11 protein-coding genes and 1 pseudogene are annotated in these 12706 nt (G+C 63.1%); 8 read left to right on the forward strand and 4 right to left on the reverse strand.

What is annotated here, in order from left to right; genetic code table 11:
• The first annotated feature begins 149 nt into the window (after positions 1-149).
• From BRA471DRAFT_RS07590 to BRA471DRAFT_RS07600, 3 genes are all read left to right on the forward strand, one after another.
• Positions 150-4472, forward strand: coding sequence for a strawberry notch-like NTP hydrolase domain-containing protein (locus tag BRA471DRAFT_RS07590; RefSeq protein ID WP_198287869.1), 4323 nt, complete (start codon positions 150-152; stop codon positions 4470-4472).
• Positions 4472-5533: a toprim domain-containing protein gene (locus BRA471DRAFT_RS07595; protein ID WP_007605943.1), complete on the forward strand. Its 1062-nt coding sequence runs from the start codon at positions 4472-4474 to the stop codon at positions 5531-5533. The genes BRA471DRAFT_RS07590 and BRA471DRAFT_RS07595 overlap by 1 nt, the downstream gene beginning before the upstream one ends.
• Positions 5534-5863: 330 nt before the next feature.
• Positions 5864-6787 (forward strand): DUF2493 domain-containing protein, encoded by a 924-nt coding sequence (locus BRA471DRAFT_RS07600; protein ID WP_007605944.1) that lies wholly within the window; start codon positions 5864-5866, stop codon positions 6785-6787.
• 69 nt (positions 6788-6856) lie between these two features.
• Here the strand turns inward: BRA471DRAFT_RS07600 and BRA471DRAFT_RS39520 are convergent, their stop codons facing one another.
• The 3 genes and pseudogenes from BRA471DRAFT_RS39520 to ltrA all read right to left on the reverse strand — a co-directional run bounded on the left by BRA471DRAFT_RS39520 (position 6857) and on the right by ltrA (position 9605).
• The gene (locus tag BRA471DRAFT_RS39520) at positions 6857-7213 is read right to left on the reverse strand and encodes a hypothetical protein (protein WP_231171051.1); all 357 of its coding nucleotides are present in this window, start codon (positions 7211-7213) and stop codon (positions 6857-6859) included.
• A gap of 210 nt (positions 7214-7423) precedes the next feature.
• Positions 7424-7570 (reverse strand): annotated as a pseudogene (locus BRA471DRAFT_RS36450) (DUF736 family protein); the annotation flags it as partial.
• A gap of 508 nt (positions 7571-8078) precedes the next feature.
• On the reverse strand, positions 8079-9605 hold the full coding sequence (ltrA, locus tag BRA471DRAFT_RS07610) for a group II intron reverse transcriptase/maturase (protein WP_007605946.1): 1527 nt from the start codon (positions 9603-9605) through the stop codon (positions 8079-8081).
• Between the two features lie 625 nt (positions 9606-10230).
• Here ltrA and BRA471DRAFT_RS07615 point away from each other — a divergent pair.
• On the forward strand, positions 10231-10551 hold the full coding sequence (locus BRA471DRAFT_RS07615) for a DUF736 domain-containing protein (protein ID WP_007605948.1): 321 nt from the start codon (positions 10231-10233) through the stop codon (positions 10549-10551).
• Positions 10552-10713: 162 nt separating this feature from the next.
• On the opposite strand, the gene BRA471DRAFT_RS36455 is transcribed toward BRA471DRAFT_RS07615, so the two are convergent.
• Entirely contained in the window at positions 10714-10995 is a 282-nt protein-coding gene (locus BRA471DRAFT_RS36455) for a helix-turn-helix domain-containing protein (protein WP_007605949.1), read from the reverse strand.
• Between the two features lie 107 nt (positions 10996-11102).
• Between BRA471DRAFT_RS36455 and BRA471DRAFT_RS36460 the strand changes: the two genes are divergently transcribed.
• The 4 genes from BRA471DRAFT_RS36460 to BRA471DRAFT_RS07630 all read left to right on the forward strand — a co-directional run bounded on the left by BRA471DRAFT_RS36460 (position 11103) and on the right by BRA471DRAFT_RS07630 (position 12705).
• Positions 11103-11381, forward strand: a complete 279-nt coding sequence (locus tag BRA471DRAFT_RS36460) for a DNA -binding domain-containing protein (RefSeq protein WP_007605950.1) — start codon at positions 11103-11105, stop codon at positions 11379-11381.
• A gap of 158 nt (positions 11382-11539) precedes the next feature.
• Positions 11540-11722: a transcriptional regulator domain-containing protein gene (locus BRA471DRAFT_RS36465; protein WP_007605951.1), complete on the forward strand. Its 183-nt coding sequence runs from the start codon at positions 11540-11542 to the stop codon at positions 11720-11722.
• A gap of 49 nt (positions 11723-11771) precedes the next feature.
• Positions 11772-12302, forward strand: a complete 531-nt coding sequence (locus BRA471DRAFT_RS07625) for a DUF2285 domain-containing protein (RefSeq protein ID WP_083843166.1) — start codon at positions 11772-11774, stop codon at positions 12300-12302.
• Positions 12303-12426: 124 nt separating this feature from the next.
• Positions 12427-12705 carry an AlpA family transcriptional regulator gene (locus tag BRA471DRAFT_RS07630; protein ID WP_007605953.1) on the forward strand — a complete coding sequence of 93 codons (279 nt, stop codon included), beginning with the start codon at positions 12427-12429 and terminating at the stop codon, positions 12703-12705.
• Position 12706: the final 1 nt, after the last annotated feature.

Consider the following 12706-nt stretch of genomic DNA (forward strand, 5'->3'; position numbering starts at 1 on the left):
TTGCTTGGGGACCGGTGTGTCGCGCCGGTCCCCATTCTTATGGGCGAGGGCTGAGAGGGAGAGCCGGGCCGGGAAGGGTTTGAGCCGTCGGGTCTTAAGGAGAGCGCCTGATGGTTCGACCCATTCCTGCTCTCCGAAAGAACCCGGTCATGACCGAATCTCTCGCTGGCGGCGCTGCCGCCGCGCCGCTCTCGATGCGTGCCGCTGCAAGTCTCACCTCCGCCGCCGTCAGGGCCGCGCGACAGCTCGTGATTGATCTCGAGCGCGGCCGTCGCATCGATGCCGCTGTCCTGCGCGGCGCCATGGAAGCTGCCTTCGGCGCTTCCGACGCCACTGGCGCCTGGAACTGGAAGACCGCCTATGATGTCTGCGAGGCGGCAACCGTTCTGTTCCTTTGCAAGTTTGGCCCGGCTCTCCGGACCAAGGCTGGGTCAACGGCCGCGATGCTGCCGATGCTCGCGAAAATCGCGCGCTGTCTGCCGACCCATACGCGGCGCTCCGAGGATAGCCAGCCCCTTCAACAATTCTCCACACCGATCCCGCTGGGGCTTGCTGCATGCACCGCGGCCGGGATCACGCCGTCCGACAGGGTTCTGGAGCCGTCCGCGGGGACCGGCTTGCTCGCCATCTTTGCCGAGCTCGCCGGCGGCGCCTTGGTACTGAACGAGCTGGCCGAGACCCGCGCGGCCTTGCTCGACCAACTGTTCGCCAACGTTACGGTCACTCGATTCGACGCCGCCCAGATCGATGATCACCTCGATGCGGGTGTCGTACCGAGCGTTGTCCTGATGAACCCTCCGTTCTCGGCGTTGGCGAACGTCGATCGGCGGATGGCGGACGCGGCTCTCCGGCATATCGCATCAGCCTTGGCGCGGCTTTGCGACGGCGGGCGTCTCGTGGCCATCACCGGCGCCAGCCTTGCGCCGGACAATCCGGCATGGCGAGATGCCTTCGTTCGCCTCCAGCAATGCGGGCGGGTGGTGTTTTCTGCCGCCATCGACGGCGTGGTCTACGCGAAACACGGAACGCAGACCGACACAAGGCTGGTCGTGATCGACAAGCAGCCCGCCGCAGACCCGAAGGTCTTTGGCGCTTCACTGGGCATCGCGAGCGATGTCGCCACCTTGCTCGGCTGGGTGATCCAGCATGTGCCGCCGAGGTTGCCCATCGCCACCCCTGTCGTGGTCGACGTCATCAGGCGCCCTGCGACGTCGCGGCCGACCGGCGCCTTTGCACCACGACCATCGTCGACTTCGGGAGATGGCGAGACCGAGGGCGTCGAACTCACCTACGAGACGGTCGGATGGACGCCGTCCGAAGGCGCTCGACTGACTGACGCGCTTTATGAGGAATACGCGCTGCAGGCGATCCGTATTCCGGACACGCATGCGCATCCGACCAAACTCGTGCAGTCCGCCGCGATGGCCTCAGTCGCGCCGCCGCAGCCGTCTTACCGGCCACATCTGCCGGCCAATGTCGCGGCGGATGGCATCCTGTCCGATGCCCAGCTTGAGAGCATCATCTATGCCGGCGAGGCGCATTCCGAGTTTCTTGCGGGCTCCTGGACGGTGGATGCGACCTTTGATGTTGTCGCGGCCGCACGGGACGATGCGAAAAATGCTGTCCGTTTTCGCCGCGGCTGTTTTTTGGGCGACGGCACCGGCGCTGGCAAGGGGCGGCAGGTCGCCGGCATCCTGCTCGATAACTGGCTGCAGGGCCGCCGCCGTGCCGTCTGGATCAGTAAATCCGACAAGCTGATCGAAGACGCGCAGCGCGACTGGTCCGCGCTCGGCATGGAGCGGCTGCTCGTGACGCCGCTGTCACGTTTCCGGCAGGGCACACCGATCCGGCTCGCCGAATGCGTCCTATTCACCACCTACGCTACGCTGCGCACCGACGAGCGCGGCGAAAAGCTTTCGCGCGTTCGGCAGATCGTCAAATGGTTGGGCTCCGACTTCGACGGAGTAATCGTCTTCGACGAGAGCCACGCGATGCAGAATGCGGCAGGCCAGAAAGGCGAGCGTGGCGATCAGGCGGCCTCCCAGCAGGGGCGCGCGGGGCTCAGGCTCCAGCACGCCTTGCCGAATGCTCGCGTCGTCTACGTCTCGGCGACCGGCGCCACGACCGTGCACAATCTCGCCTACGCCCAGCGATTGGGATTGTGGGGCGGTGACGATTTCCCGTTCGCCACCCGCGCCGAGTTCGTCGAGGCGATCGAGGAGGGCGGCGTCGCGGCCATGGAGGTGCTGGCTCGTGACCTCAAGGCGCTCGGTCTCTACGCGGCGAGGTCGCTATCTTACGAGGGCGTCGCGTACGAGCTCATCGAGCACCAGCTCACCCCCGAACAGGTTCGCATCTACGACGCTTATGCCGGCGCGTTCAGCGTCATCCATAACAACCTCGATGCGGCAATGCGGGCCGCCAACATAACCGGCGAGACCGGTACGCTGAACAGCCAGGCTAAATCGGCCGCGCGATCTGCCTTCGAGAGCGCCAAGCAGCGCTTCTTTGGCCACCCTTTGACCTCGATGAAAACGCCGTCGTTGATCGGCTCGATGGAACGCGATCTCGACGCCGGCCATGCCGCCGTTATCCAGATCGTCTCGACCGGCGAGGCGCTGATGGAGCGAAGGCTCGCCGAGATCCCGACCGAGGACTGGGGCGACGTCCAGGTCGACATCACTCCACGCGAGTACGTTCTCGACTATCTCGCCCATTCCTTTCCGGTCCAGCTCTACGAGCCCTTCACGGACGCGGAGGGCAATCTCTGCTCCCGGCCCGTCTATCGCGACGGCCAACCGGTCGAGAGCCGGGAAGCCGTCGCACGTCGCGATCGGTTGATCGACAAGCTCGCCTCGTTGCCGCCGGTGCCTGGGGCGCTGGACCAGGTCGTCCAGCGCTTCGGTACCGACATGGTCGCCGAAGTGACCGGCCGCTCGCGTCGCATCGTTCGCAAGGGAGACCGGCTGGTCGTCGAAAACCGGGCCGCTTCCGCCAACCTCGCCGAGACGTCGGCCTTCATGGATGACGTCAAGCGGATCCTCGTGTTCTCCGACGCGGGCGGCACGGGGAGGAGCTACCATGCCGAGCTGTCGGCGCGGAATCGCCGCCTGCGGGTCCACTATTTGTTCGAGCCCGGCTGGAAAGCGGACGCCGCGATCCAGGGGCTCGGCCGCACCAACCGGACCAACCAGGCGCAGCCGCCGCTGTTTCGTCCCATCGCGACCGACGTGAAGGCTGAAAAGCGCTTTCTCAGCACCATTGCCCGCCGGCTCGATACGTTGGGAGCCATTACGCGGGGCCAGCGCCAGACCGGGGGGCAGGGCCTGTTTCGGCCCGAGGACAATCTCGAAAGCCAGTACGGCCGCGACGCGTTGCGGCAGCTCTATACACTACTCGCGCGCGGCAAGGTTGAGGGCTGCTCGCTGGAGCAGTTTGAGGATGCGACCGGCCTGAAGCTGACGGATGCCAATGGTCTCAGGGATGGCCTGCCGCCGATCACGACCTTCCTGAACCGGTTGCTGGCGCTCACGATCGAGCTTCAGAATATCCTGTTCACCGTCTTCGAGCAGCTATTGACCGCCCGGATCGAAGGCGCGGTCGCCTCCGGCACCTACGACGTCGGGCTGGAAACGCTTCGCGCCGAGAGCTTTGCCGTCATCGACCGGCGGACGATCTATACCCATCCCGGCACTAGCGCCGAGACCCGGCTTCTCACGATCACCCAGCGCCAGCGCAATCATCCTGTGAGCCTGGATGACGCTCTCGGTCGTCTTTGCGATCTTCGTGCTGTCTTGATGATCAATGAGCGCTCGGGCCGTGCCGCCGTACAAGTCGCAGCTCCGAGCTTCATGCTTGATGATGGCGAGATCGAGCGGCGCGTCCGCCTGATCCGCCCCATGGAGCAGCATAGCGTTCCCTTGAAGATGATGGCGGAAAGCCATTGGGGCGAGGCGGACCGTGAACGCTTCGCCGCGGCCTGGCTGGCGGAGCTTGCCGACGTACCCGAGTTCACGGAAAGCACGATCCACATAGTGGCCGGCTTGCTGCTGCCGATCTGGAAACGTCTGCCGAACGAGTCGACCCGGGTCTATCGGCTGCAGACCGACGCGGGCGAGCGCATCATCGGTCGCAAGGTCTCGGCGACCTGGGTCGCGAACGCCCTTGCGGCGGACGCGCCGGCGTTGACGCCGGACGCTGCCTTCGCCGCGCTGATGGAGGGACGGACCGTCCTCGAGCTTGCGGAGGGACTCCAACTTCGCCGTGTCCGAGTGATGGGCGCACACCGCATCGAACTCTCGGGCTTCAACGACACCATGCGCGATCGCTTGCGGGCTTACGGGCTCTTTGGAGAGATTATCTCCTGGAAGCTGCGCATGTTCGTGCCGACGGCCGCAAGCGGCGTCGAGATCCTGTCGAAGGTGCTCGATACTTATCCGGTTGCGCGCATCGGTGAGCGGGAGGCCGCCTGATGCCCCGCGATGCTTCCGAACTGGCAGGCCGCCTCGCGCGCGAGGCGGAGGCGGTGTGCCGACACTATCTCTCCAATGGCAAGCGGGCGGGCCGGTACTGGGTGGTCGGCGACGTCCACAACGCCCCGGGCCGCTCATTGTTTGTGCGGCTCAAGGAATCGCCGAAGGGGCCGGCGGGCAAGTGGACCGATGCCGCAACCGGCGAGCATGGTGATCTCCTCGACATCATTCGTGAAAGTCTGGCCTTGCGAGGCTTTCATGAGGCCGCAGAGGAGGCGAGGCGCTTTTTGAACCTGCCTCGTTCCGAGCAGCAACTGCCGCTGAAACCTGTTCGTTCCATAGTGCCGATCGGATCGCGGCAAGCTGCCCGTCGGCTCTTTGCGATATCTAGCCCGATCGAGGGGACAGTAGCCGAGGCATATTTGCAGCGTCGCGGAATAGGGCGCATCCACCATGGTGGCAGCCTGCGCTTCCATCCATGCTGCTACTATCGACCGGACGATCATCTGCCGACCGAGACCTGGCCGGCGATGATCGCCTGCGTCACGGACCTTGATGGACGGATCACTGGCGTGCACCGCACATGGCTCGATCCGGATGGCTTTGATCGTGTTCGGCTCGGCAAGGCTCCGATCGATACCCCACGACGCGCGATGGGCGATCTCCTCGGCAACGCTGTTCGCTTCAGCGTGGTGGACGACGTGCTCGCTGCCGGCGAGGGTATCGAAACTATGCTGTCGTTGCGCTACGTGCTGCCGACTATGCCCATGGCCGCTGCGCTTTCGGCCAATCACCTCTCAGGCATGATGCTCCCATCTGGCCTGCGTCGGCTCTATATCGCCCGCGACGCCGATGCCGCCGGCGATGCGGTGCAGGCTATTCTCAGCCAGCGCGCAGCAGACGCCGGCATTGAAGCCATCGCGCTGTCGCCGCGGCTGGGCGACTTCAACGAAGATCTGGATGTCTTCGGTCTCGATACCCTCCGAGCAGCCTTGCGGTTTCAGCTTGTGCCAGAAGACGTCGTTCGCTTCCTGCATTCGTCGACGGTGGCCGCGGAATAGCTCCCGGTCTTCGATCGACGTTGATAAGCCGGTCATAGGCGAGGCCAATACCGGAAGAGGACGCGACCTCGGCCTTCTAGAGGGCGATCGGACGGCAAGCGGCCCGGGCCGGCAATGGCTGCGTCCGGCTATTTTCCGCCGCGCGCCAGCGATGTGAAGACACATCATGCGTTTGGCAGCGCGCTTTGCATCGCGAAGCAAAATAGCCGGCCTCCGCCATCCTCCGCTGCCGCTGCGGCCCTTTCGGGTTCTGGCCCGTTCCTCCTGCCGTCAGAGGATCGCCACGAAGGCCGCGATGGTCGCGGCCGATCCGGCAAAGGACCTCTTCCCATGACCGACCATGACGACATCGAACCGCCGCATGCCTCTTCCCCAACCGACCACGTCCTCACCGAATTGCAACTCTTCGGCCATCGTCCCTTCGACGACCAGCCCGATCCAAGACCACTCCCCGAGGGCAAGATCATCGCCGGCGCCGTGGTCGATATCTTTGACGCCCTTGTTGCGACCCTGAACGACACGCGGCTTGAACCGGACCTTGACGATCTGCTCTGGTCGACCGTCAACCTGTTCCATCGGGCCCTCGACCGCATCGAGCGCCACCTCGACGACAACGAGCAGGCTCAGCACAAGAGCCAGCGCGAGCAGAACGGCTCCGAAGTGCGATCGGTCGAACTCGAGCGCCTGACGGCCGAAGGGATCACGCTGATCGAGCGCCGCAACTGCCTGGAGCTCTTCCGCGACCAGGCCATCGAGCGATTTGAGGTCCACACCGGCTCGGCCTGGCGTCCTCGGTCTGGATCATTGGTCAATCACCGAACGCTCACCGCGGCAATGATCGACTCCCGTGACTTCATCGCAGCAAAACGCCGCGCCGAGACTGAGGTCATGTTGCCGCCGGGGCCGAAGATCGCACTCACTGGCGGGCTCGATTTCAACGACCATCATCTGATCTGGGATCGGCTCGACAAGGTTCATGCCAAGCATCCCGACATGGTCCTGCTCCATGGCGGCTCCCCGAAGGGCGCTGAACTGATCGCCTCGAAATGGGCGACCAGCCGCAAGGTGCCTCAGATCGCCTTCAAACCCGACTGGACGAAGCATGCGAAGGCTGCGCCGTTCAAGCGCAACGATGCCATGCTCGAACTCCTGCCGATCGGCGTCATGCACTTCCCAGGCACAGGGATACAGGACAACCTTGCCGATAAGGCGAAGCGCCTCGGCATCCCGGTTTGGAGGTTCGGCGGCGCGTGAGCGCCGTCGAACTCGACATCGAGACAACCGAGCCGGAGTTGCACGCCGCAACTCCGCCTCGTTTCGATTTTACCACCGAAACTGCGCCGTGGTGGTGGTGGAAGGCGCGACCGGTACATCTATGCACATGGAGCCACCACCATGCTCGCGCTTGGGCTTGTTCTCAACACACTCGGCATTGGCTTGTTCTGCTGGGCGATCTTTGCGCTCGCGGTGTATGCCTTGCCGTTTTTTGCCGCACTCAGCATCGGGATGTTTGCGTTTCGCGATGGCGCGGGCGTCTTCGGCGCACTGCTTATCGGAATTGCTTCTGGCGCGCTGACGCTTGCCGCTGGTCAGGTCGCCGTCGCACTTAGTCGGTCCTTGACCTTGCGGTTCGCGATCGCGACCGCATTCGCCATCCCTGCGGTAATCGCCGGCTATCATGTGGTGTTTGCCCTATCGCAGATCGGGGTGCCTTCACTGGCTTGGCGCGAGGCCTTCGCTTGCGGAGGTGCGGTTTGCATCGGCGGCACGGCATGGACGCGCTTGACCGTTTTCGCGGGAACCCGCCCATCGGAGTCGGGCGGGGTGTGGAGAATATGCCTCAACCAGTTCTCACAACCACCACGCATGATTTATGACGCTTCGTCGCCATCATCGGTCGAGCAAGGTCGCCCAGGGCGCCACGTTGAACGAGGGGTCGTCGAGCTTGAGCGAGAAGTAACAGCGCTTCTCCTCGGAGCGCTTTAAAAGAGCCCTACCAATCTCTGTCTGGCCCACATAGCTGCGGTGGAGCGGCGCGCCGCGCTCGATCATTCGTTCCAGGACGATACCGCCCTTTGCGGCAGATTGTTTCTTTTTCTGCGCCGAACCGTACCAACCCTTGTTCAGCAGAACCGAGATTCGCCAGTCTTCTCCTTAAGATTGCGGTTCAGCACGCAGACCACGTGGCCTCTTTGATGGCTTGATCTGGCCGAAGACCGGCTGCGCCTCGATCGTCTGAGCCGCAACGCCGTTGATGCGACTTTCTTCCCCTGGGCTTCGCCCATTCCTCGCGAGACAAGAAAGTCGCCACAACGACGTCCTCCGCTGCGCTGCGGCCCGCGAGCGGGTGCGTCGCCGATCGTCCTCGGCCTTTAGATCGCCATCGAGGCCGCGGTGGTCGCGGGCTCGAAATACAACAGGTAGAGTAGGGGCACAGCGCCTGTCCGTCTTGCGACGGATGGTTTCTGCGCCCCTCTCGCCGAACCGGGCGTGCAAGTTTCCAAGCCACCGGCTCTCCATGCGCGGCTTACGCCGCGTGTGATCCTCACGCGTCCATGAGGGTGTTGAACGACGCCCAGAAGCGATCGGCTCCTTTACGGAACTTCTCGCCAGGATCGTTCCATCCGTTCGGTATGCGTATGCCCCGGTGTGGGAAGTGGAGTGATCCGCCTTCCCGGAAGAACCGCAGCGATCTCGGTCCGTCGACCCATCGCCAGCGGCTGTCGGGCGCTGTTGCCTGGAAGCGACGACGCAGTTCTTGCCACGTCGTCTTAGGATGCTTCCTGTGCAGCCATCGCCCGATGCGCTCCCACAGCCACCAATCCAGACTGGCGAAGTCCCGCGTGGCCCACGTGGCGTAGCGGTAGTAGTTTCGCCATCCGGTGATGACCGGGTTGAGATCGTCGATGAGATCGGCAAGGGCTTGGCCTGTCGGCGTCGCCCTCACCCTGACCTTGATCTTGTGGCGCAGGTCTTTCAGCTTGCTCTTCGGAATGAAGAGATTACCGACCATACGACCGGTGCGGCGTGCCTTGGTCTGCACCACTCGATAGCCGAGGAAGTCGAAGCCTTCCCCGACACCGGTGATCCTGGTCTTTTCCATCGACAGTTCCATGCGCAATTCCATTTTGAGGAACTGCGCCAACGCAAACTTTTCAGCTTCTGCTTCCTCGCGGGTCCCGTCCGTCAGCACGACGAAGTCGTCGGCGTAACGTACGGCGTAGAATGTAGGCCTGTTTCTCCGGCGATCGTAAAGCCGCCGGTCGGCTGCATTCTGCGGTCGTTCGCGAGGGCGCATCGACCACCGTCCGTATCTCTCGTCGATGGCCGCCAGATAGACGTTGGCCAGCAATGGCGAGATGATGCCGCCCTGCGGGGTGCCCGTAACAGGGTGGCGGACGGTGCCCTCGATCATGACACCGGCTTTTAGGAAGGCGAGCACGAGCCTGAGGACCTTGCGATCCCCGACGCGTCGGCGCACACGCTCCATCAGCACATGATGATCGACGGCATCGAAGCAGCCCTTGATGTCACCCTCGATCACGAAGCGGTACTCGGAAGTGCCGCTGGGTGTGGGGTGCAGTCGTCGCTGGATTTTCGCCAGCGCATCATGGGTGCTCCGGCCGGGCCGGAAGCCATAGGAGGTCGGATAGAAGTCCGCCTCGAAGATCGGCTCCAGCACGAGCTTCAAAGCCATTTGCACCAGTCGGTCTTTGAGCGTCGGAATGCCGAGCGGACGCACCTTGCCGGGCTTACCCGGTTTGGGGATCAGCCTTTGCCGGACAGGCTCGGGCCGATAGGTGCCGCTACGTAGTTCACCGCGGATATCCTCGATGAACCGTACTGCGCCGCCCAGCTGCTCTTCGACCGTCTTCCGCGTGACGCCATCGGTACCCGGTGTGCGGCTGCCTTTGTTACGGGTCAACCGACGCCAGCTTTCCAAAAGCGTCCTGCGGTCGCATACGATGTTGAACAGATCCGCGAACACCTTTTCGGCATTCGCGACACTCCACCTGTGAAGCTTGCGCTGCATGTCGAGGACGAACGCGGTATTCACCGCGCCGGGCCTCATCGGCCCGCCTCCTGCCGGCTTGCTTCACCCACTGTCTCCCTTCGCCATGTGGACGGCTTTCCCGCCCTCCGACTACTACGAAGACTCCGCCCCCTGCCGCGCCGATCATCGGTCGCCTCGATCATCTCGCGCCATCCGGCGCGAGAGAACACGGCAAGGTTCCCAAGTTCACCTGTCGTCCCTTCACCTGCCTTAGGGACCGACTCTACCCCGTGAGGATTCCGGCCAACGGTCACCGCAAGCTGGGCCGCTGACTGACGTGCGCGATCACGCACGTCCCTGATCTCCGTCCACTCAGCGGAGATCGGCACTCCTCCGGTCTTTCGACCGATCCGCCCACTTCCGGTTCGGCGGATTCCATGTTGCAACGAGGCTTCAAACATCGGTTCGATAACTCTTTCCGTAGCAGGTACGCTCGCCGGACCAGCCTCGGACGGAAGTCCCGGGTCGTCCGACTTTGACGGGTTCTGCTCATTTATGGCTCGCCGGAGGCACCCAGCTTACCTCACCCATCTGCTTCAACCCCCGTGCTTGCGGCACGTGGGCTGCGGGGTCTCCCACCCCGCAGGGGCAACAAGTGCGCGTGACGGACTCCACCCGTCACTCTTGGCGCACGAGAAGTGACATGGCTAACATCGGTTCCTTCAAGAAGGTCGGTAACGATTTCCAGGGCGAGATCATCACCCTGAGCTTGCAGGCCAAGGGCGTCCGCATCGTCGCCGAGACCAACCGCTCCAACGACAACGCTCCCAGCCACCGCATCTATGTGGGCCGGGCGGAGATCGGGGCAGCGTGGTCGAAGCGCTCCGAAGAGGGACGCGACTACCTCTCGCTCAAGCTCGACGACCCCTCGTTCAACGCGCCGATCTACGCGAACCTGTTCGATGAGGAAGGCGGCGAAGGCTACACCTTGCTCTGGTCGCGGCCGCGCAAGAACGGAGAGTGAGACTCATTAGCGCCAAGCCCCGCCCGAACTGCTCGGGCGGGGCTTCCTCTTGGAGGAAAGTCGACTGACCAAAGCTGCAGCTAGACCGGCTTGGTCAGTTGATTTTCGAGTTTAAGACACGCACTTACGTGGCGCTTGTCCGCGTGGCGAACTCGCCCAATGCTATTGCTTCTTGGAACGTGGACGCGCTGACTTGCGACCCTTAGGCAACGTCTTGGGTGTCGCCGCTCCCTTGGGTGGCTGAACAAAGAATTCAGATAAATGAACACCCAGCGTCTCGGAGAGTCGGTCGAGAAGATCAATTGTCGGATTCTCAGATTGCCGCTCAAGGCCGCTCATATATGAGCGGTCAATCCCGGCATCGTAGGCCAGTTGCTCTTGCGGAATACCGCGATCCACGCGGATCCGGCGCACATTCCAGGCCACGAGCGCACGAGCTTTCATGCGCTCAAACAGCCATTAGGCCGACCATCAAACCACTGGCTATAACCGAACTATTTTGGTAAGTTTCGCGTACAATGCAGATTAGCGAAGTGCGCGCATAAGCCTACATGACGAAGCCACCATTAGATCCCGATGTCGCGGATGTCGCGCCGCATGAGCCGGTGTTGACGACCTATGACGAGCAGCATCTCGTGACGTATTGGCGACTTCTTGATGCCGAAGCCGATGGCGCGGATTGGAAAGAGGTGACCCGGATCGTGTTGCACATTGATCCGGATCGCGAACCTGCTCGCGCCCGCAATGCGTTTGATAGTCACCTGGCCCGCGCAAAATGGATGGCAGACCACGGCTACCGTGACTTGCTTCGCGGCGGCGCGCCCAAATAGCAAAATCTGTCATGAAGAATTCGCACCCGAGAACAGATTTCCCCGCTGACGCGTGATCGCCTGCGGGCATCACGCAATGCATAATTGGCGACTTCCCCAACAATCCCAAGCTTCATAGACATTGCGCCGCAATCGTCTTACAGCAGGGGATCACAGCAATGTCCGAGTTCGACTGGCGCTCACCAGAGGCGTATCAGCACGCTATCAAGTCGGGCGAGATGGCGGATTTCGCCTGGGAGTCACTGCGGCGCAGCTCCAACTATCGGGCTTCCTATCGTGAAAATCGATCGCAGATGACTTCCGAATTCCGAAGGAGATGGGGCATCTGCTTTCGCCCATGACCCGCAGGGGTCCTTTCACCAACAGACTATCTTCTGGGCTCCTGAGGCGTTGCCGACGGTGGTGCCGGTCGTTCGCAGCGCGTCCGGCTCAAAAGCGGTCGGCGCGGGGCTACAGCTTGCCGACCTTTCATCGGGCGCCATCAGACAGGCATCTGACGGCTGGCATGCCGTATTGCGCCTTCAAGGGGCACAACATCATCTCTGGCTGAAAGAGGCGCCGCAGTTTGGTGTCTCTTATGCGGCCGAACTGCCGCTCGATGCGGACTTTGAGATCCGCGCCCACGCCTCACATCGGCTGTGGCGCGCAATCAACGGCCGCCCGCCGGGACCTCCCCTTCATCAGCTTTCGGCGCAGCGCCGCGAACGACTCGTCTTGGTGCTGCGAGCGCTCGATGGACACATGGAGGGTGCTTCCTATCGCGTCATCGCCGAGGTGCTGTTCGGCCGAAAACGCATCCCTGAGCGCGCCTGGAAAACCCACGAATTGCGCAGCCGGACCATCCGCCTCGTGCAGGCGGGCTTGGCTCTGATGCGCGGCGGCTATAGCGCATTGCTACGTCCTTCATCTCGCAAGGAGTAGAGCAGGGGTGCCGAAAATCGTCGCTCGATCTTCGGCATCCCTCTAAGCACGCTGAGTGCGCCATCGTGACCGTCGACGCGCGGGCCGAGCCGGCCGCGCTCCAGACGACCACGGAGCCTCGCAAATGCCCGATCCGAACGCCGGCCTGCCGCCGCGATACCTGCGCACGCCCGAAGCGGCGCGCTTTCTCGGACTCTCCGGCCGAACCCTGGAAAAGCACCGCACCTATGGAACAGGCCCGACCTACCGCAAGCTCGGGGGTCGCGTTGTGTATGCGATCGAGGACCTGAAGGCGTGGGTTGACCGTGGCGCCAAAACGTCCACCAGCGATCCCGGCACAGGCACGGTCCTGCCCGCGAAGCGGCACACACCCATTCCGTATGCCGGCAAGGAGCGGCGCTGAC

Origin of the sequence: Bradyrhizobium sp. WSM471, assembly GCF_000244915.1 — a bacterium.
GTDB lineage: Bacteria > Pseudomonadota > Alphaproteobacteria > Rhizobiales > Xanthobacteraceae > Bradyrhizobium.